Source organism: Streptomyces sp. NBC_01477 (assembly GCF_036227245.1).
Classification (GTDB): Bacteria; Actinomycetota; Actinomycetes; order Streptomycetales; family Streptomycetaceae; genus Actinacidiphila.
In genome coordinates this window covers 4,156,598-4,175,274 of record NZ_CP109445.1, presented here as the reverse complement: position 1 = coordinate 4,175,274, position 18,677 = coordinate 4,156,598, and the positions used below count along the sequence as shown (strand labels likewise).

The 18,677-nt window shown below is 70.5% G+C and carries 12 protein-coding genes and 2 pseudogenes; 4 read left to right on the top strand and 10 right to left on the bottom strand.

Annotated features, from left to right (window positions below; translation table 11 throughout):
* Positions 1–97: 97 nt before the first annotated feature.
* Positions 98–892, top strand: coding sequence for a helix-turn-helix transcriptional regulator (locus OHA86_RS17425; RefSeq protein WP_329176459.1), 795 nt, complete (start codon positions 98–100; stop codon positions 890–892).
* Here OHA86_RS17425 and OHA86_RS17420 read toward each other — a convergent pair.
* The 3 genes from OHA86_RS17420 to OHA86_RS17410 all read right to left on the bottom strand — a co-directional run bounded on the left by OHA86_RS17420 (position 821) and on the right by OHA86_RS17410 (position 3,633).
* Positions 821–2,044 carry an MFS transporter gene (locus OHA86_RS17420; RefSeq protein ID WP_329176458.1) on the bottom strand — a complete coding sequence of 408 codons (1,224 nt, stop codon included), beginning with the start codon at positions 2,042–2,044 and terminating at the stop codon, positions 821–823. The two genes, OHA86_RS17425 and OHA86_RS17420, sit on opposite strands and share 72 nt — an antisense overlap.
* Before the next feature lie 297 nt (positions 2,045–2,341).
* The gene (locus OHA86_RS17415; protein WP_329176457.1) at positions 2,342–2,563 is read right to left on the bottom strand and encodes a hypothetical protein; all 222 of its coding nucleotides are present in this window, start codon (positions 2,561–2,563) and stop codon (positions 2,342–2,344) included.
* A 245-nt stretch (positions 2,564–2,808) separates the two neighbouring features.
* Positions 2,809–3,633, bottom strand: coding sequence for a TerD family protein (locus OHA86_RS17410; protein ID WP_329176456.1), 825 nt, complete (start codon positions 3,631–3,633; stop codon positions 2,809–2,811).
* A 322-nt stretch (positions 3,634–3,955) separates the two neighbouring features.
* Between OHA86_RS17410 and OHA86_RS17405 the strand changes: the two are divergent.
* Positions 3,956–4,729, top strand: a pseudogene (locus OHA86_RS17405) (SpoIIE family protein phosphatase); the annotation flags it as partial.
* 84 nt (positions 4,730–4,813) lie between these two features.
* On the opposite strand, the pseudogene OHA86_RS17400 reads toward OHA86_RS17405, so the two are convergent.
* Positions 4,814–7,349 (bottom strand): annotated as a pseudogene (locus OHA86_RS17400) (FtsX-like permease family protein).
* Positions 7,346–8,029 (bottom strand): ArsR/SmtB family transcription factor, encoded by a 684-nt coding sequence (locus tag OHA86_RS17395; protein WP_329176455.1) that lies wholly within the window; start codon positions 8,027–8,029, stop codon positions 7,346–7,348. Before OHA86_RS17395 ends, OHA86_RS17400 begins: the two are co-directional and overlap by 4 nt.
* Before the next feature lie 574 nt (positions 8,030–8,603).
* Between OHA86_RS17395 and OHA86_RS17390 the strand changes: the two genes are divergently transcribed.
* Together OHA86_RS17390 and OHA86_RS17385 are read left to right on the top strand one after the other, a co-directional pair.
* Complete coding sequence (locus tag OHA86_RS17390) at positions 8,604–10,145, top strand: arabinofuranosidase catalytic domain-containing protein (RefSeq protein ID WP_329176454.1); 1,542 nt, start codon at positions 8,604–8,606, stop codon at positions 10,143–10,145.
* 344 nt (positions 10,146–10,489) lie between these two features.
* A complete protein-coding gene (locus OHA86_RS17385; RefSeq protein WP_329176452.1) occupies positions 10,490–11,437 on the top strand; it encodes an ADP-ribosylglycohydrolase family protein in 948 nt (315 codons plus the stop codon).
* A 233-nt stretch (positions 11,438–11,670) separates the two neighbouring features.
* Here OHA86_RS17385 and OHA86_RS17380 read toward each other — a convergent pair whose 3' ends face one another.
* The 5 genes from OHA86_RS17380 to OHA86_RS17360 all read right to left on the bottom strand — a co-directional run bounded on the left by OHA86_RS17380 (position 11,671) and on the right by OHA86_RS17360 (position 18,646).
* The gene (locus tag OHA86_RS17380) at positions 11,671–12,129 is read right to left on the bottom strand and encodes a type II toxin-antitoxin system VapC family toxin (RefSeq protein ID WP_329176451.1); all 459 of its coding nucleotides are present in this window, start codon (positions 12,127–12,129) and stop codon (positions 11,671–11,673) included.
* Positions 12,119–12,388 (bottom strand): type II toxin-antitoxin system Phd/YefM family antitoxin, encoded by a 270-nt coding sequence (locus tag OHA86_RS17375; protein WP_329176449.1) that lies wholly within the window; start codon positions 12,386–12,388, stop codon positions 12,119–12,121. Before OHA86_RS17375 ends, OHA86_RS17380 begins: the two co-directional genes overlap by 11 nt.
* Before the next feature lie 67 nt (positions 12,389–12,455).
* Positions 12,456–12,800 carry a hypothetical protein gene (locus tag OHA86_RS17370; protein ID WP_329176447.1) on the bottom strand — a complete coding sequence of 115 codons (345 nt, stop codon included), beginning with the start codon at positions 12,798–12,800 and terminating at the stop codon, positions 12,456–12,458.
* A gap of 701 nt (positions 12,801–13,501) precedes the next feature.
* The gene (locus OHA86_RS17365) at positions 13,502–13,990 is read right to left on the bottom strand and encodes a barstar family protein (protein ID WP_329176446.1); all 489 of its coding nucleotides are present in this window, start codon (positions 13,988–13,990) and stop codon (positions 13,502–13,504) included.
* A 15-nt stretch (positions 13,991–14,005) separates the two neighbouring features.
* Entirely contained in the window at positions 14,006–18,646 is a 4,641-nt protein-coding gene (locus tag OHA86_RS17360) for a putative T7SS-secreted protein (RefSeq protein ID WP_329176445.1), read from the bottom strand.
* Between the last annotated feature and the right edge of the window lie 31 nt (positions 18,647–18,677).

Below are 18,677 nucleotides of genomic sequence, written 5' to 3'. Positions count from 1 at the left end.
CCGGCCCAGGGCGCGGAATAGCGCGCGCGGCCCGAACGCTTGCTGGTGCATGACGCTGGCGGAAGGGGCGGCCGGGCCCGGCAGTGGTGTGCGCGGTATGCCGACGTGGGACATGGTGGCCGTGACGGTCCGCCGGCTGGCGCCCGGGGAGCGGCTGGACGGGGTGGACGGCGCGATCTGGGCGCTGGTCCTCGACGGCGACGCGCGGCTGGAGACCACGGCGGGCGCCGAGGGGCTGCACGCGGGGGACGCCTTCTACGTGGACGCCAGAAGCACGTACCGGCTCGTCGCGCTGACGCCGGCCGAGGTCGCGGTGGGCACGCTGCGGGCGGTCCCGCCGCTGCCGAGCCCGCTGGTGGCGCGGGACTTCGCGGGGAACAACCGCGGCATCGCCGAGCTGGTGCGGATCTGCCCGCTGGGCCCGTGCCACGGCCAGCCGCTCTTCGCCGCCAGCTATGGCGGACTGATCCAGGCCGCGATGGCGCTGGCCCTCGACGCGAGCGCGCGGCAGGGCGCCGACCCGCGGCTCACCGAGCTGGTCTCGCTGCTCGACGCGCATCCCGGGCGGCCCTGGACGGTGGAGAGCATGGCCCGGGTCGCCCATCTGTCCCGCTCGTCGCTGGGCGAGCGCTTCCGCCGCGAGCTCGGCCGCAGTCCCGCGCAGGTGCTGCGGGAGGTTCGGATGCGGCATGCCCGCGAACTCCTCGCCGGGACGAACCGGCCGGTCGAGCAGATCGCCTTCACCGTCGGGTACGGCTCGGCCGCGGCTTTCAGCCGGGCGTTCTCCGCCGACCACGGCAGCTCGCCGCAGGCGTGGCGCTCATGTCCGGGGTCCGCGCAGCAGCCCGAAGCCGACGCTGCCGGCCAGCGCGGCGACGGTCCCGACGACTAGCGCCGCCCGTACCCCGCCGCCGTCGACCACGGCCCCGCCGATCGCCGACCCGGCCGTAATGGCCGCCTGGAAGGCCGTCACCTGCAACGACAGAGCCGACTCGACGCGCTTCGGCTCGGCGCGGGTCACCCACAGCTGGGTGGCGACCGGCACCATGTTGAAGCCGAAGCCCCATACGACGATCGCCACGGTCGCGGCGGGAAGCCCGGTGGTCGTCGCCAGCATCAGCAGGCTCACGCCCAGCAGGGCCGGCGCGGCGACCACGGCGAGCCCGAGGCGGCGGGCGAGCGCGCCGGCGGCGAGGTTGCCCGCCAGGCCGCCCACGCCCCAGGCGAGCAGCAGCCAGACCGTACTGCCCGCGGTGTTCCGCTCGATCACGAGCCGGATGTACGGGTAGGCGGCGAAGTTGCCGAAGGCCACCAGCGCGATGCAGCCCACCCCGGCCATCAGCCGGCGGTTGGCCAGCGCCTGCCGGAGCATGCCGAGCCCCGCTTCCGGCTGGGCCGGCACCGGCGGCAGGGTCGCCGCCACCGCGAACAAGGCCAGCACGCTGAGCCCCGCGGCCGACCAGAACACCGGCCGCCAGCCCACCGCGTCGCCGAGCACCGAGGACAGCGGCACCCCGATGATGGTGGCCGCGCTCACCCCCAGCGCCAGGCTCGTGGACACGACGTGGTCGCGCCCCGGCGCCGCGCGCGTGCCCGCCCCGAGCGCGAACGACCAGAAGCCGGCGATGGCGACGCCCAGCAGCAGCCGGCCCGCGAGCAGCAGCGGGAAGTTCGGGGTCACCGCCACCACCACGTTGGACAGCACGGCGGCGGCGAGCAGGCCGATCAGTACGGTCCTGCGGTCGGTGCGCGGCAGCAGCACGGCGATCGTGGGCGCGGTGACGGCGCCCGCGACCGCGGTCGCGGCGACGGCGAGCCCCGCGGTGCCCTCGCTGACGCCGACGTCCGAGGCCATGGCCGGCAGCACGCTCGCCGGCAGGAACTCGCTGGCCACCAGGGCGGCGATGCCCAGGGTGAGCGCCGCGACGGGCGCCCAGGCGGCGGCTCCGGCGGGGACGGCGCTTTTCACGGACGAGCCGTCCGCGGCGGCACCGACGGGCGCCGCCGCGGTCTCGGCGCTGGTCACATAGCCCTCAGAGGTCATACGGCCAGTCTCGTGCGCGCGGTACGCGGCGGCTTGACCGTTCGGCCGCTCTCCTTGATACCGAGGCCGGACCCGCCCGCCCGGCACGCGCCGCGTCCCCGCTGCGGAAGGCGCCGACGTGCCGCCTTCCGATCACCACCGCGCCCAGAGCCTTGCCCTGCCCGAAGCCAGGCGCCCGGAATGTGGCAGCGGCGGCGGCGAAACCGCGGGACCGTCCAGGGCGGAGAACCGCGGCATCAGACCGATGAGAGGTCCTTCTTACGACACAGGCCCCAGCTGGGGCCCGGTGCGGTGACCCTACAGCTTGGTCATCTTGGCGTACGGGCTCAAGATCCGCATGCGCGCCGAGCTGAAATCCACGAGCGCGGCGACTCCGTCCTCGATGCCGACGACCCGGCCGAGGCCGTACACGTCATGTGAGACCTGGTCGCTCATGGCGAAGTGCTCGGGAGTCGGCGTGACCGGGGCCTTGAAGGGGCTGGTAGGCAAGCGACGCTTCGGTGCAGGAGGCTTTGTCATGGCTCAGTATGAGCCTACGCGTGCCCCGTTTGCTGTGGCCGTCGGCACAGATCCGTAAGGGTGCAACCCCGATCACGCCACTGACCTGGGGTTTCGAGACTTGGCGCGGCGAGATTCGACCATGGGTCTCCACTGCCGACAGTGGCTGACCTCCGCATCCGGCACGGTCCTGGGGCGGACCTCGGCCGCACCTGGAGGTGCGGGCTTCCCGACCCCGGCCGAAGCCCGACGCCGCGACGAAACGGTCAGTCCTCGATGTCGACGCCGTAGCCGCGGGCCAGTGCGTCGAGGCCGTGGCCGTAGCCCTGGCCGATGGCGCGCAGCCGCCAGCGGGGACCGCGGCGGTAGATCTCGGCGAGGAGCAGGGTGCGCTCGGTCGTGGCGGCGTCCGGCGTCGCCTGGACGAACGGTTCCGCGCTCCTGTCGCGCGCCGCCGTGATCTCGACGGCACCTACGTCGCCGAAGGCCGCCGTCCCGTCGATGGCCGCGGCGATGGACACCGTGCGGGCCGTCGTCGGAAGGCGGGAGAGGTCCGCGACGAGGGACTGCCCGGCCGGACCGTCGGTGGCGAGGCGGAGGCTGCCGTCCGGGTTCTCGGGGGCGCCGTAGAAGACGAAGTCCTCGTCGGCAACCACCTGTGCGTTCTCGCCGAGGACGAAGGCGACGACGTCGATCGCGATGCCGGTGCGCTGGGCACAGGTCGCCGTGACCGTCCAGCACGGCACATCCCGGGTGCCGGCCAGGTCGGTGACGCCTCCCGGGGGCAGCACGAGACAGGCCGACGGTGGCCCGGCCTCGGCGGGAGCCGGCCCGGCGACGGGCGTGTCCAGCCACTCGGCCTCGTGCACCGCAAGGCCGAGCGCGGCGATCCGGGCCATGCGCCGGTCCGATTCCCCGCCGGGCAGCAGCACGACGTCGGTGACCCGCGCCGACAGGTTCACCGCGGCGGAGCCGCCGAGCGCGACGATCCGGCCGCGTACTCCGGCGGCTTCTCCGTGTGTTCCTCCCAGGACGAGCACCCGCCGCCCGGTCAGGGGCCGGCCGCCGGACCGGTCCCGCGGTGCGAGCACCGGGCGGGAGTCCGCCCGGCCGATGGCACCTGGCCGGGGGGGCCGACAGGGCCCGGGCCTCCTGCGCGGGTGGCTGCGGGGCTGCGGGACGCCCCGACCGTACGGGTGCCTCGGGCGTCGGAGGCGCGGCCACCGTCGGCGCGGGTCCGGTGGTGTGCGCCGTGCCGGCCTGCACCTCCGTCAGGAGCCGCAGGAACGTGTGCTCGTCGATGACGGGAACGCCCTCAGCGGCGGCACGGCGGAACTTGGCCGAATCTGCGTTCCGGTCGTTGGCGACGAGCACGCTCGTGTGGCGGCTGACCGAGATCATCACGTTCCAGGACGCATGGCGACCTGCGTCTACGCCGTCTACGACCCGATCGCGCACCGGCTGGTCGTGGCCAACGCCGGTCACCCGCCGCCCTTGCTGCTGCACGCGGACGGCCTCGCCGAGGTGCTCCGCGTGCCGCCGGGCGCCCCGATCGGCGTCGGCGGGGTGCCCTTCGAGGCCGTCGAGCTGCCCGCGCCCGCCGGGGCGACGCTGCTGCTCTACACCGACGGCCTGGTGGAGTCCCGCAGCCGGGACGTGTGGGGCGGCATCGAACTGCTGCGGGAACGGCTGCACGACGCCGCGTCCGTCGTCTCCCCGCCGCCGCTGGAGCCGCTGTGCGACGAGGTGCTGGAGATCCTCGGGCCCGGCGACCGCGACGACGACATCGCGCTGCTCGCGGCCCGCTTCGACGGCATCGCGCCCAGCGACGTCGCCTACTGGTTCCTCGAGCCGCAGCCGCAGACCCCCGGCCGGGCCCGCCGCCTGGTCCGCCAGGCGCTGCGCCGCTGGGAGCTTGAGGACCAGTTGGAGGCGGCCGAGCTGCTGGTCAGTGAACTCGTCACCGACGCGGTGCGGTACGCCGAACGGCCGATTTCGCTGCGGCTGCTGCGTACGGATGTCCTGCGCTGCGAGGTCGCGGACCAGGAGCCCGGACTGCCTCGGATGCGCGAAACCTGGCCGGAGGAGGACGGGAGCCGGGCTCTGTACATCGTGAACCGAGTGGCTCGGCGCTGGGGTGCGGCCCGGCTCGACGCGGGCAACGTCGTCTGGTTCGAGTTGTCGCTGGAGCACGCACCCGGAGCCGTTGACCGGTGGACCGGCTGCGTACGTCGCGCCGGGCGATCCCGGGCTGAGCTGACATCCCTCGGGTCACTCGTGGGCCGTCGCCACCGTCACGGCCCGGACCCGCAGGGCCACGCGTCCGGGCAGCGTCGTCGCGGCGAGCGCGAGGAGGCCGGCCGCGGCGACCACCGCCACGTACAGGTGCGGGGTGACGGCGGGCGCCGTCCGGCCCGTCATGCCGATACTGAACGAGGTCAGGACGGCCAGGGCGATCGCGCTGCCGAGAAGCGTGCCGAGGAGCAGGACCGACAGGGCCTCGGTGCGCAGCATGCCCAGCACCTGGCGGCGGGTCGCACCGGCCAGACGCAGCAGCGCGAACTCCCTGACCCGCTCGGAGACCGACATCGCGAGGGTGTTGACCACCGCGATGGCCGTGAAGGCCAGGACAAGCCCCATGGCGATGAGGTTGACCTCCGCGTTGGTCTGATGCCGCCGCGCCTGGAGGGAGTCCGCGGCGGCAGGGGACAGCACCCGGAGGCCCGGGAAATCACGCAGCACAGCCGTCAGTTGGGTCCGCGTGCGGTCCGTGCTGACCAGGAGCGAGGAGGCGAGGGGGTTGTCGACGTGCCGGGCGAGCAGGTCGTGCGCGAAGGTGAGGTCCCCGAAGCCGAGGCCCCTGGCGTAGACAGCGGCGACGGTGAGCGTGGCGGGGGTGCCGTCGCCGAGGGTGAGCTTCAGGGTGCTGCCGGGCTTCAAGTGGTGCTGGTCCGCAGCCAGTTCGCTGACCGCGACGCTGCGCTCGGTGAGGCCGCCGAGGGACCCGGCGGTGACGTGCGGGTCCCAGGTGCGGGCGAGGCCGGCCGGCGTGACGCCCTGGGCCGGGTATTTGTCGAGGCCGATCCGGACGGTCGTACGCACCACTTCGGTGACGACGGTGTGCTGGGCCCGCAGTTGACGTGCCGCCTCGGACGGGACGCCGGGCCCCTGGGCGGCGACCACCCAGCCGGCCCGGACGCCCGCACGGGTCTGGGCGCGAGCCGCGTCGCCGAGGGTGGACTGGACGAAGAGCACCGTGCAGGTCATCCCGATGAGGAGGGTGAGCGGGGTGACGACCGAGGCCATACGGGTCGCGTTGCCGCGGAGGTTGGCGGTGGCGAGCCTGCCGCCGGGGCCGGCCAGGCGCAGCGGTCCGGCCAGCACAAGGGCGGCTGCCTTGACCAGGAGCGGCCCGAGCAGGGCGACGGCGGTGGACAGGACGACGACGGCGAGGAAGGTCACCGGTGTGGAGGCGGGTTCGGTGTGCAGGCTGCCGAGCAGCGCGACCAGGACGCTGCCGCCGGCGAGCAGCAGGAGGCCAGCGAGGAGACGGCCGTAGGAGAGCCGGGTTGCTTCGGTCCCGGCCTCGGTGAGTGCCTCGGCCGGGTGGATCCGGGCGACGCGGCGCGAGGCGACGCGCGCGGCGGCCCACGCGCCGAACAGGGTCACGGCGAGGGCGGCGAGCGGGGGAAGGAAACCGGTGGTGTGCCGCAGGGTCGTCGGCACGGCGCCCATCGCGGTGAACCTGTCGTACAGCCAGCCGCCCAGGGGGAGCCCGAGCAGGGCCCCGGCCGTCCCCGCGATCGCTCCGACGATCAGGGCCTCCCGTCCCAGGAGCTTGCGGATCTGCCCGGAGGTGGCGGCGATGGCGCGGAGCAGGGCGAGTTCGCGGAGGCGCTGCTGGACGGAGAGCGCGAACGTCCCCACGACCACCAGCACCGCCACGAGCAGCGAAGTGCCCCCCCATCGCGCCGCCGATGCCGACCAGCTTGACGCGCGCCGCGGCGGCGTCCAGGAATTCCACCGGGCCGCGGGCGCCGCCGCTGCTGACCTTGGCCCCGGTGCCGTGCAGCGCCGCGGCCACCGCACGGCGCAGCCGGCCCGGATCGGTGCCCGCCGCCGGGATCACACCGAACGCGGTGACCTGCCCGGGGCGGGCGGCCAGACGGCTCGCCTCGGCGGCGGAGAAGAAGAGGGATGTCTGGTGGGCCACGGTCACGGTCGCGGCGGGCGCCGCGACACCGCTGACGCGGTACGAACGCGGTGCCTGCGTCGACTGGACGGTGAGACGGTCACCGGGTTCGAGACGCGCCCGCTCTGCGAGGTAGCTGTCGATGACGACCTCGGAGTCGGCCGTGGGGGCGGCGCCCGCGGTGAGCCGGTACGGCGTCAGCGCGGCGGACTCCCAGGCGTGCCCGTAGGCGGTCCTCCCGCCGGTGCCGTTCGCGGTCAACGGCGCGGCCATGAAGGTGAGTTCGGGAATGACGCGGGCGGCGCCGGGCGTACCGGACAAGGTGCGTCCGATGCCGGCCGGGAGCCAGGCGCGCTCGGCGACCGGTTTGGCCTTGTGCTTGACCTTGGTCTTGCCCTTCTTGTGCCTCACGGTCGTCCGGTGGACGTTCTGGTCGGCGGAGACCACGATCGGGGCCGCGGCGTAGCGCTCGGTTGCGACGGTGCCGCGCAGCCCCGTCTCCAGGAGCGTGCCGCACGCGGTCATCAGGGCGGCCGCGCACATCAGGGCGACGAAGGCGCCGAGGAAGCCCGCCTTGCGCGCGCGGACGGTCTTCAGGGCGTAGCGCAGCATCATGAGTGGTCGGCCTCTCTGCCGTCGTGTGCGGTCTCGTGCTCCGGGCCGGTCTCGGGACCGCTGTCGTCGCCCGCGCGCTCCGGCGCCGGGAAGCCGAGGAAGCGGGTCAGCAGCGTGCGTGCGCCGGGCGGGGTCTCGGACTCGGGCCGCTTGTAGCGGTTGAGGAGGGCGATGTACTCCTCGAAGAACGTGGTGAGTTCGGGCAGCGTGAGCCGGATACTGCCGCGTGAGCAGAGGAAGGCGTCCGCCCAGGGACCGTCCTCGGCGTCCCGCTGGAGCCGTTCGAAGAGTTCCAGGTCACCGGCGTACGCGTGGTGGTTCAACTCATCCATGACGTACCGCATCTCGGGACTCTGGCGGCTGCGCGGCGGGAAGCGGCGGTCCCCGGGAACCATCCGCCACCAGCGCTCCCGGTGCGTGCCCGGCTCGCCGTCCGTCTCCTCGACGAAGCCGTATCTGGCCAGTTCGCGCAGGTGGTAGCTGGTCGCCCCGGTGTTCAGCCCGAGGTCCCGGGCGAGCATCGTCGACGTGGCCGGCCCGTGCAGGGCAAGGTGCTGGAAAACAGCCTGCCTGCGGGGGTGGGCGAGTGCCTTGAGCGTGGCGAGGTCGCCGAGTTCGACGGCCGTCGCGGGGACGGTTCGCGCCGCGGGGAGTTCACCGGAGCCGGGGTGCTGGGGCATGGCTCCACAGTCGTCCGTGCACAGGTATCTGTGCATTGCGGCAACCCGGCGTTATCAACGGGGGGTTACCCCCACCGCCCGGGGCCGACAGGTCGGCCCGGTCCGCATGACGTACTCGGACTTCCTCGTACGTCGACGGTACGCGGGCGGCGATCGCGGAAGCCGGGCTTGACCTCGACTCCGGGGAGCGGCCGAAGCACTGGTCATCGCCGGCTTCGGCGCCTCGCTCCTCGGGCTGCTCAGCCACCGGCTCCGCGACGAGCCCCACGCCGCCGCCGTCAGCTCCGGCCACGCACGAGAGACCGGGAGGATGACGGTTCGACGCGACCGCCCCCTCTGTCTGTTGTGCTCACTTTGCACATAAGGGTCCGGTGGTCATGCTGTCTTTACCTCAAAGTTCCCGCTAAATGTCTGCTGTCGCAGGAATCAAGCCTTGACTTGTGTCTAGAGTCAGCTGAATATGTGTGCTGCGCCACACGGGATGCCGCCGTTTGCTGCGTGCTGAGCACAACCGGCGATCTCTGACCGCGCCCGACAATGGTGCAGCCGCGACCGGCTCACCGCTGCGGGCGACATGGCACCATCACATTTCCGGGAGGCATTTGTGCTGGTCATACCAAGACTCCGGCGCCGGACGCAGCTGCTGATCGCGTTCCTGCTCGCGGTGGCGATCGCGGTGCCGGTCTTCGGCACGACCGCGACGCGCGCCGCGGCGGCTTCGTCGGGGCCCTGCGACATCTACGCGTCCGGCGGCACGCCGTGTGAGGCGGCATACAGCACCACCCGGGCGATGTTCAGCTCGTACAACGGCCCGCTCTACCAGATCCAGCGCGCCTCGGACAGCGGCACCTTGAACATCGGCCTCGCGTCCGCCGGCGGTCTGGCCAACTCGGCTCCGCAGGTGTCGTTCTGCTCCGGCACGACCTGCACCATCACCCAGTTGTACGACCAGACGCCCAATGCCAACAACATGCCCATCTCGCCCGGCAGTTCCTGCGCCGGCTGCTCGGGCAGCCTCTCCGGCCCTGGCCCGAACGGCTCGGACATCGGCGCGAACGCGATGGCGCTGCCGATCACCGTCGGCGGCCGGAGCGCCTACGGGGTGCTGGTCAACAACATCGGCACCGGCTACCGCAACAACGCCGCCAAGAACGTTCCCACCGGCTCGCAGCCCGAGGGCATCTACATGCTCACCTCGTCGAACCTGACCAGCAACAGCTGCTGCTTCGACTTCGGCTCGGCCGAGACCAACGACTCCGACGACGGCAACGCGACCATGAACGCGATCTATTACGGCTCCGCCTGCTGGACCGGCGGCTGCACCGGCTCCGGCCCGTGGGTCGGCGGTGACCTCGAGAACGGCATGTACTTCAGCGCCGCCGGGCCCAACCCGTCGAACATCCCCAGCGAGACCGGCTCGTTCCTGAGTGCCTGGGAGAAGAACAACGGCACGACGAACTTCACGCTGAAGTACGGCAACGGGCAATCCGGCGGGCTGACACAGGCATACTCCGGAGCCTTGCCGAACGGCTACAACCCGATGAAGGTGCAGCCCTCCATCGAGTTGGGCACCGGCGGCGACAACAGCCCGATGGGCACGGGTGAGTTCTTCGAGGGCGCTGTCACGAAGGGCTTCCCGACCGACGCGACCGAGAACTCCGTGCAGGCCAACATCACCGCGGCCGGCTACACGAACAACACCACCACGTTCCCGCCGCCCTCGGAGTCCGTGATCAGCCTCAAGGCCCACGCCAACGGCAAGTACGTCGACGCGGCGAACAGCACCACCTCGCTCATCGCCGACGCCACCTCGGTCGGCACGAACGAGACCTTCTCCATGGTGGCCAACAACAACGGCACCGTGAACCTGAAGGCGCATTCCAACAACCAATGGGTCACCGCCGAGAGCAACGGGAATTCCCCGCTGATCGCGAACCGCGGTGGACCCGGCCCGTGGGAGACGTTCTACCTCATCCACAACCCCGACGGCAGTGTCAGCTTCCGCGCCTACAACAACCAGCACCTCGTCACGGCCGAGAACGCCGGCGCCTCGGCCCTGATCGCCAACCGCACGGCGATCGGCCCCTGGGAGGAGTTCGACCTCAGCGCCGCCTGACGCTGATACCGCGTTGACCACAGCGCCTGTCCCTGCCCTGGCAACGGGGCGGGGACAGACGTTTTCCAGCCGCCTCGGGTCGGTTCTCGATGACTGGACGTGTCGGGGACAGGAACGGGTCGAGCTGTAGCGTCAGTTCGCCGCGGGCCCCGGCTGGGCGGGCTGGCCGATGAGCAGGTCGGGGGATGCGGTGGATGCACGCCCTGGCTTCCCTGGCCGGGACCTCAGCGCTGTAGTGGGCACGTGCGGGCACCTGCATCTGCGGCGGGCAGGTGCCATTCCGGGCTGCAGGACGGTCGGGGTCGGACCCGTTGAGCGAAGGGGCGCGGCGATACCCTGCCGGAATGGACCGTGTCGAGCGGGCGGTTGGCGCTGTCGTCGGTTCTGCGGTGGGGGACGATCTGGGGGCGCCGTTCGAGTTCGGATTGGCGGGGGTGTTCTCAAGCCGGTTCCCCGGGGTTGGGACCGGGGGCGAGATGTGCGGTGGCGGTGGCTGGGATCCGGGCGAGGCCACCGACGACACGCAGATGGCGGTGCACGTCGCTGAATCGCTGCTGGAGCGCGACGGTTTGGACCTGCCGGACGTCTTCCGCCGCTTCCAGCGGTGGGCGGCGGCTGAACCGAAGGACATCGGGTTGCAGACCGAGGACGTCCTGACCAACGGGTTGCCGTGGGATCAGGCGGCGGAGGCGCACTTCCGTACGAATCGACGGGCAGCGGGGAACGGCGCGTTGATGCGCGCGGCAACCTCGGGTGTGTATTTCGCCGGGTACGGCCGCATGGTCACGATGGACGCTGGGCGCAGGCTTTCCGCCCTCACGCATGGGGATCCGGCCGCGTGGGAGGGTACAGCCATCTTCCACGAGTTGCTGCGGGTCGCGCTGGACGGCGGCGACCCGGTTGCAGCCATCCCCGAGGTCCTCTCGGAGGCGGCGCCCGTCCACCGCGGCCGCTATGCGACCGTGCTTGCCGCGCACTGGACACCCGAGCAGGCAACGGAGTTCAACGGCGCCGTCTGGCCCTGTCTCGGCTCTGCCGTCTGGGCGGTCCGTACCACCGACTCGTACGAGGACGCAGTACGGGCCGCGGTGGACCTGGGTGGTGACACGGACACCGTCGCGGCGGTCACCGGCGCACTGGCCGGCGCCGTGTACGGCATCGCCGCCGTCCCCACAGCCTGGACAGAACCGCTGCACGTCCCGCTTCCCGGGGCCCTCGACCCGCAGCGAGTCCTCCGCCTGCGGGACCTCGAAACCCTGGCCGCTTGTCTGCTGGCGTCATCAGCGAGATAAACGTTGCAAACACGGTTTCGCGAATTCGCACGCCAAAAAAGCCCCAGGCACCTCGGGTTTCACGGTGGAGCGGATGACGGGAATCGAACCCGCACTGTGGGCTGGCAATCACGGGACATTGCCGGCGTCCGTGCTGGTCGGCGACACGAACCGGCCAGAAGCGCCGGCTCTGCCTGCGGTCGACCGGGCCGTACCGTTGCGCGTGGTGTCGGAAGCGCTGCGGTGCGCGAGCCCTACCGGTCGTGCAGGACAGCAGGTCGAGTGACGGGAACGACGATAAGCAGCCCGTCGAGGCCCTTGTAGTCGTCGGGGTTGGTGGTGAAGAGGGGGAGTTCCTCCGCGATGGCGATGGCGGCGATCATGAGGTCGGCGACGCGGCGCCGTGGTTTGCGCCCGGCGCTGATGACGGCCGCGCAGACCCTGCCGTAGATGCGGGCCGCTTCGGCATCGAAGGGGATGGGGTCGAACTCGTTCTCGGCGCGTTGCAGGATGTCGAGGCGCCGGCCTCGCTCCGTGTGCTCGTCGTAGTCGCTCTGCTCTTCGTTCCTGCGAACCTCGTGGGGTCCTGCGGAGAGTTCCGCCAGGGTGATGGCGGTGATCGCGACCTCGGCAGGGAGTTCCGCGGGGTCGAGCCACTTGCGCAGGATGACGATGTTCGTGTCGAGCACGCCCTGGCCGTACTCAGCGCGCATAGGGGTCGTCCGTCTCCTGCTCGGCCGTGGCGTCCTGGTCGGCCCGGAACGCCTCCAGCGAGACGTCCGACGCCGTGCGGGACATGGCCGCGAACTCCGAGCGGGGCACGAACCGCCGACGCCGGCGCAGCGGGATCAGCTCCCCGATCTGGTGCCCGTCACGGGTGACGGTGAACGACTGACCGCCTTGGACGGCGTCCATGATCTCTTTGGACCGGCTGCGTAGATCGCGCTGGGTAATCTCGGGCTGCGCTGGCATATCCCAACGGTAGCACCTTGTAGCACCACGTGCTCCGCAGCGGAGGAGGCCCCGTGTCAGCCCCCGATCAGACTCGTGGCACGAGCGTCAGATCGAGGACCGGCGACGGCAGGTCGACGTCCGTGCTGCGAGCGCAGACAGGCGAAGGTTCACACTTCCGGGCAGGACGAGGTGAACTCCTCCAGCCACGCCTGGAAATCAGCCGGGCCGTACAGGAAACCCCGGGGCCGGTCATCGAGTCGGCGCCGCTCAACTCGTCGAGCGCGCGCCAGACGGGTTCCTGTTCCAGCAACGGGTCGTCACTCTGCATCGTCTCCAGCGCCCAGTCGGCGATCCCGGCGACATCGGCGGCGGAATCGTTCACCAGCGATTCCAGCCTCGCCTTGATCTGATGGGTAAGGTGCTCGCCCATTTTCTCAGGCTCGTGGTGTCGTCAGAAAGTCCCGATGAAGTTGCCCTGTGCGTCGAAGAGGTAGTGGACCTTCTTGCCTCCGGTCACTTTGACGTCCGGGCGGACGATACGGACCCTACGGGAATGGTCGACGGTCTCCTGCCAGATGCGGGTGGCGTCCGTCGCCGGATCCGAATCCCACCCGGCCCCCCACGGCAGTACGACAGGAACACCGAACCTAGCAACCACCCGTAGCGCAGTCACCCGGGACACGGATGCCCTGAGCATGTCCTTCGGCGCACACCCGTTGGTCGGCTGCGCCTCCACGGGCTCAGAGCCTCACGCGCATCGCCGGGCGCAGTTTTCCCCGGACTGCCCAGAAACGAATGCTGCTGGTTGCCCGAGAGGTGTGGTGTGCGAGTCATGCGGATTATTCAATCGGCCCGGACAATAAACAAGCCCCAGATCGCCGACCTGGGGCTCATGCAATGGAGCGGATGACGGGAATCGAACCCGCGCTCTGAGCTTGGGAATTACGGGTGCCGTGCCGATATTCGTGCTGGTCCGCGGCACGTGATGCCCCTGAGGCGCTACCGCGCCAGCGCCGTTGACGACCGTGGGTGACCGCGCCGTACCGCTGGGCATGGTGCGGATGTGGTGCGGTGGCCGAGCCCAGGACGAGGCCGCTCCAGGGTCGGCAACCGGCCTTTCGCGCCGTCCACTTATGATGCGAGTTCGCCGACCTCGGCAACCTGCTCGGCGTCCCACCCTGCGATCCCGAGGTCCATGACGACATGAAACGGGATCGCCGGACGATCCCACCACTCGCCCAGCGCTACCGGGGCCGCCCACTCTTCGGCGCTCAGTTTCATCGTGTCGAGAAAGGCTCGGCGCTCGATCGGTTCGTCGGCGAAGAGCGAGTCGCTGCTCCGGAACACCAGGCAGTAGGAGTCTGCTGGAAGCCATTCGAGATCGGTCAGGCAATCTTTCAAGGCCGGCCAGTTCCGGCCGAAATAGTCAGGAAAGTCCAATTTGCTGGAAACCATCGAGAAGAAGGAGTCGAGCGTCCTCGCGTCCTCGCCCTGGAATTCGACAACCACCCCTGATTCCCCGGCGTCTTGGATGTAGTTCATGGCGGTGACGTCATCCAGGTCGGCTTTGACCACCCAAGGCAGGGAGGGGTGGGTCAAAGGGTTTGATCGGATTGCCATCCCAAATTCCTTTACTTACGGGATGCGAATGAAAGTCTGATAGTGGTCTGCGGTGTAGTAGGCAGATCCGTCCGAACCGGTAACGAGTCTCTCCTCGCCTCGATCCACACCCTTGATCTTCGGGTTGACATCCCATTCTCGGTACGTGACGGCCTTCCCCGCGGGGTCAACCAGTGGGAGCATCTGCCCACCCTTCGCTCCGGTATTCCCGAACGGAGCGCCACCCTTGTATCCGGCAAATGGCGAGCCCTTGGATCTGACCCTATCAAGAACGTTCTGCACCTTTTCCGTTGCCGGGCCGTACGGGATGCACGGCGTGAGGCCGAGGGGGTCAATCCAGTGGGTGGGGTTGGAGACGTAGGCGTAGTCGTTGTCGGCTGGTCGGAGGCCGAGGGGGTCGGGGGTGAGGTAGCGGGCGGTGGTGGGGTCGTAGTAGCGGTGGTGGTTGTAGTGGAGGCCGGTCTCCTCGTCGGCGTATTGGCCGGGGAAGCGGAGAGGGCAGTCGGCGGGCTCGTTGTCGGAGGGCTGCGGGGGCGATCCCCATAGATCGGGGGTGGCATGCCAGGCGGTGGTGCCGTCGGGGGTGAGGAGGTGGGTGGGGGTGCCGACGAGGTCGGTGACTATTGCGTAGAACTGGGCTTCGTCGGAGGTGCGGGTGGTCTGGGTGAGGGGAGTGTGCCTTCCAGGGTTGTATTCCCAGGTTGTGGAGGTGTCGGCTGTGGTCTGTTCGGTGAGCTGGGTGGAGTCCCAGGTGAAATCGGTGCGGGTGAGGACGCTGCCGTCGGGGGCGAGTTGTTGCTTGGCGGTGCGGCGGCCGAGGGGGTCGTACCAGTAGCGCCAGGTGGTGTCGCCTGAGGTGGTGCTGGTGAGGCGGTCTTCGGTGTTCCAGGTGTAGGTGCGGACGCGTTTTTGGCCGTTGAGGAGCCGGAGGGTGGTGCGGGTGAGGCGGCCTTGGGCGTCGTGTTCGTAGGTGGTGCGGGCGCCCCGGTGGATGCGTGTGCCGGTGAACTCCCGGGTGGTGGGGGTCTCGGACTCCGCTTCCGGGGCGTGGGTGAGGTTGCCGGCGCTGTCGTAGGCGTAGGTCTCGGCCCGGTGGGGGGTGTGGACGGTGGTGACGCGGCCGGTGGGGTCGAGGTCGTATCGGCGGGTGCCGTCCTGGAGGTCGCGGATCTCGGTGAGGTAGCCGTCTTCGCGATAGGTGTAGGTGCGGTGGTGCAGGAGGTGGTCGGCCTGGCCGTGGGCAGCGGTGGTGACGGCGGTGCCGGTGAGACGGCTGCTGGTGTCCCAGCTCTGGGTGAGGCGGAGGCCGTCGCCTATGCGGCGTTCGGTCTCGCGGCCGGCGGCGTCGTAGGCGAAGGTGAGGGCGCCGGCGAGGGAGTTCAGGCCGGTGGGGCGTCCGGCGGGGTCGTAGGTCCAGGTGGAGGTGTGGCCGCTGGGTGTGGTGCGGGTGAGGCGGTTGCCGGCCAGGTCATAGGTGTAGCGGGTGGTGCGGCCGTTGACGGTCTCCGCGAGGACGCGGCCGAGCGCGTCGCGTTCGAAGGTGACGGTGGCGTCGGCGTTCACGGCGGCGGTGAGTAGTCCCGCAGTGTCGTAGGCGAACGTGGCAGCCTCACCGTCCGTGGCGCGCTGCTCGGTGACCAGGCCCAGCGGGTTGCGGGTGTAGGCGGTGGTCTGGCCGACGCCGTTGGTGCGGGCGACCAGTTGCCCGGCACCGTCATGGGCGTAGGTGAGGGTGCGACCGTTGAAGTCGGTCTCGGCGGTGAGCCGGCCCGCAACGTCGTAGGTGTAAGTCCAGGTGCGGCCCTGCGGGTTGGCGACGGCGGTGAGACGTAGTTCGGTGTCGTAGGCGAACGAGTAGACGCATCCGTCCGGGTTGGTGCGGGTGGCGGCGAGGTCGAAGTGCGTGTACGCGTAGCGCGTGGTGTTGCGGGCCTGATCGGTGTGGGCGGTCAGGTTGCCCTCGCCGTCCCACTGCCAGGACTCACGTGCGCCCTCCGCGGCCTCGCGCCAGGCTGGTTTGCCGTCGAGTGTCCACGCCATGAGCACCGTGTGGCCGAGCGGGTCGGTGACGGCGGTAGGGCGGCCGAAGGTGTCGCGTGTGACGCGGGTGGTGCGGCCCAAGGGATCGGTGACAGCTGTGGGGAGGCCCGCGGGGTTCGGCTGGTAGTGGTGGGTGTGACCGAGGGGGTCGGTCTCGGCGGTGAGGTGACCTTGCGCGTCGTGGACGTAGCCGGTGACGGCGCCGGTGGGGTCGGTGGTGGTGAGTAGGTTGCCGGCGTCGTCGTAGGTGTGGGTCCAGGTGGCGCCGCCGGGTTCGGTGACCTGGACGGGCCGGCCCAGGTCGTTGTAGGTGGCGGCGGCAGTGGTGCTGTCGGGGAGGGTGACCTCGGTGACGTTGCCGGCCTCGTCGTAGCTGTAGCGGGTGGTGCGGCCGAGCGGGTCGGTGACGGCGGTGAGGTGGCGGTTGGCCGGGTCCCACTCCTGCATCGTGGTGTTGCCGAGAGGGTCGGTCTCGGCGACCAGACGGTGCGCGGCGTTGTGCGGGAAGGTGGTGGTGTGGCCGAGGGAGTTGGTGAAGGTGGTGGTGCGGGTCGTCTCGTCGTAGGCGAGGGCGCTGTTGAGGTAGCCGTCGTTGCCATGGGTGGCGACGCAGCGGCCGCGGTGGTCGTAGGCGTATGCGTAGGAGGTGTTGTTGCGGTCGGTCCAAGAAGTGATGCGTGCGGCGGTGTCGTAGGTGAACTGGTGCGGTAGGCCAGAGGAGTTGATGACCTGCGACAGATTGCCGGCGGCGTCGTAGCCGTATTGGCGGACGAGCGTGCCGGGGCCCTCGGGCTCGGCCGCGTCCCGGAGGCGCAGGGCGGTGATGTGGCCTTGCTCGCTGGTCAGGGTGAGGTGGTAGCCGCCGCTGTGCCGGATCTCCGAGGGGACGCCGGTCTTGTCGTGCGTGATGGTCCAGCTGTTGCCGTTGTGATCGCTGACCTTGGTCAGGGGCAGAGGGGTGGGGCCGCCCGGGGTGGCCCTGGTTCCGGGGAGGGGGGTGAAGTGGAGGGTTTGGCCGGTGGTGGGGTCGGTGACGCGCAGGGGTGAGCCGGGGTTGCCGTCCCATTCCAGGGGCCGGCGGGGGCCGTGGGTGGGGAGGGTGGGGACTCCGGGCTGCGGGACGGGGTAGAGCTGGATCGAGCCGTCGGCGGCGACGAAGGCCACGCCTTGGTCGTCGAGTTCGAGGTGCTGGTCGAGGGTGGAGGCCCAGGAGGGGCCGAAGAAACGACCGACCTGGTAAGACGAGGTGTGGGTGCGTTCCAGGGGCAGGGGGAGGGTGCCGGGGAGGGTGATGTCGGTCTGGGTGAGGAGCATGTCGCCGGTGGCGACGTCGATCGGGTCGGTCACGCACTTCTTCGCCGCTTGCTCGATGGCGGCTTTGGCGGGGTCTTCGGCGGCGGCGCGGGCGCCGTTTTTGGCGGCTTGTTCTCCGGCGTCCTTGGCGGCGTTTTTCGCGGCGTCTTCGGCTGTGGTTTTGCCTGCGGCGCTGCCTCCGTCGGTGGCGATGGCGAGGAGGATGTTGCCGATGAGGCGGCCCGATGCTTCGGAGCCGTCGGATCCCCAGCCGGTGCCGAGGATGGTGCCGGGGAGGCGTTCGGGGTGCTGGGTCATGTCGACCAGGCCGGCGGCGGTGGCGTTGAGGTGGGTGAGGTACTGGGCGGGGTGGGTGAGGTTGTAGGGGTCGGTGGGGTTCAGGCCGCGGACGAATTTGTCGAGGTCGGTGACTGAGCGGACGAGGCCGCCGGCGAAGTGTTCTGCTGCGATGGGTGCGGCTTTGCCGATGTCGGAGCCGTCGTGTTTCATGCGGTCGGTGAAGTCGGGTTTGGCCGGGGCGAGTTTGGTCGCTTCGCGGACTTTGGTCTCGGCGGCGGTGGCGGCGCTGTCGCGTTGTTTGCGGGCGGCGTTGAGGGTGTCTTTGGCGGCTTGTTTGTCTTTGGCGCCGGGGTCGGTGAACGCGGGGGGTGCGACGGGTTTGGTGCCGGGGTCTTTGCTGTCGTCGACCTTGTCGTTGTAGGCCTTCACGTTGTCGTGGTACGTGTCCACGGCCTTGTTGTACGCATCCGCTGCGGTCTTGCGGGCTGCGGTGCCCTGTTTCCACAGGCGGACGGCTTCTTTGGCCTGGCCTTTGGCCCAGTCGACGGTTTCGGCGTAGGTCTCCAGGGCGAGGCCGGCTTGTGCGCAGGCGGTGGCGGCGTGGGCCCATTTGGCGGGCTGGGTGGTGAACTTGGCGCGGAAGGCGTCGGCGCCGAGGCCGTCCCAGTCGCCGGGGTCGAGGTGTGACAGGCCGGTGTGCCCGGTGTCGAAGGCCAGGGAGAGCTTGGCCAGGTGCAGGACCGCTTCGCGGATCTTGGCCGGGTCCCCGTGCAGGAGTTCCTCGGGGTCGTCGGTCTGCCCGAGCTGCTGCTCGGGGACGTGCGCGCCGAGGTGGTCGGCGATGTGGTCGCCGTGGTCCTCGACCCAGTCGGCTGCGTCGTCGAGCCCGACGTGCTCCAGGCCGTCGCCGACGATGTGGGCACCGTCGTCGATGATCTCGCCGGCCTTCTTCTTGACCTTGTCGACGCCGTGCTCGATGCCCTCCCCGACCTTGTTGACGGCTTTCCGAAGGCTGAACCCCATCCGCCCCACCCCCCACGGCAGTACGACAGCA

Coding starts and splice junctions, on each gene's coding strand:
- OHA86_RS17425 (WP_329176459.1), top strand. CDS start 98: ATGCCGACGTGGGACATGGTGGCCGTGACGGTCCGCCGGCTGGCGCCC.
- OHA86_RS17420 (WP_329176458.1), bottom strand. CDS start 2,044: ATGACCTCTGAGGGCTATGTGACCAGCGCCGAGACCGCGGCGGCGCCC.
- OHA86_RS17415 (WP_329176457.1), bottom strand. CDS start 2,563: ATGACAAAGCCTCCTGCACCGAAGCGTCGCTTGCCTACCAGCCCCTTC.
- OHA86_RS17395 (WP_329176455.1), bottom strand. CDS start 8,029: ATGCCCCAGCACCCCGGCTCCGGTGAACTCCCCGCGGCGCGAACCGTC.
- OHA86_RS17390 (WP_329176454.1), top strand. CDS start 8,604: ATGGCACCATCACATTTCCGGGAGGCATTTGTGCTGGTCATACCAAGA.
- OHA86_RS17385 (WP_329176452.1), top strand. CDS start 10,490: ATGGACCGTGTCGAGCGGGCGGTTGGCGCTGTCGTCGGTTCTGCGGTG.
- OHA86_RS17380 (WP_329176451.1), bottom strand. CDS start 12,129: ATGCGCGCTGAGTACGGCCAGGGCGTGCTCGACACGAACATCGTCATC.
- OHA86_RS17375 (WP_329176449.1), bottom strand. CDS start 12,388: ATGCCAGCGCAGCCCGAGATTACCCAGCGCGATCTACGCAGCCGGTCC.
- OHA86_RS17370 (WP_329176447.1), bottom strand. CDS start 12,800: ATGGGCGAGCACCTTACCCATCAGATCAAGGCGAGGCTGGAATCGCTG.
- OHA86_RS17365 (WP_329176446.1), bottom strand. CDS start 13,990: ATGGCAATCCGATCAAACCCTTTGACCCACCCCTCCCTGCCTTGGGTG.
- OHA86_RS17360 (WP_329176445.1), bottom strand. CDS start 18,646: ATGGGGTTCAGCCTTCGGAAAGCCGTCAACAAGGTCGGGGAGGGCATC.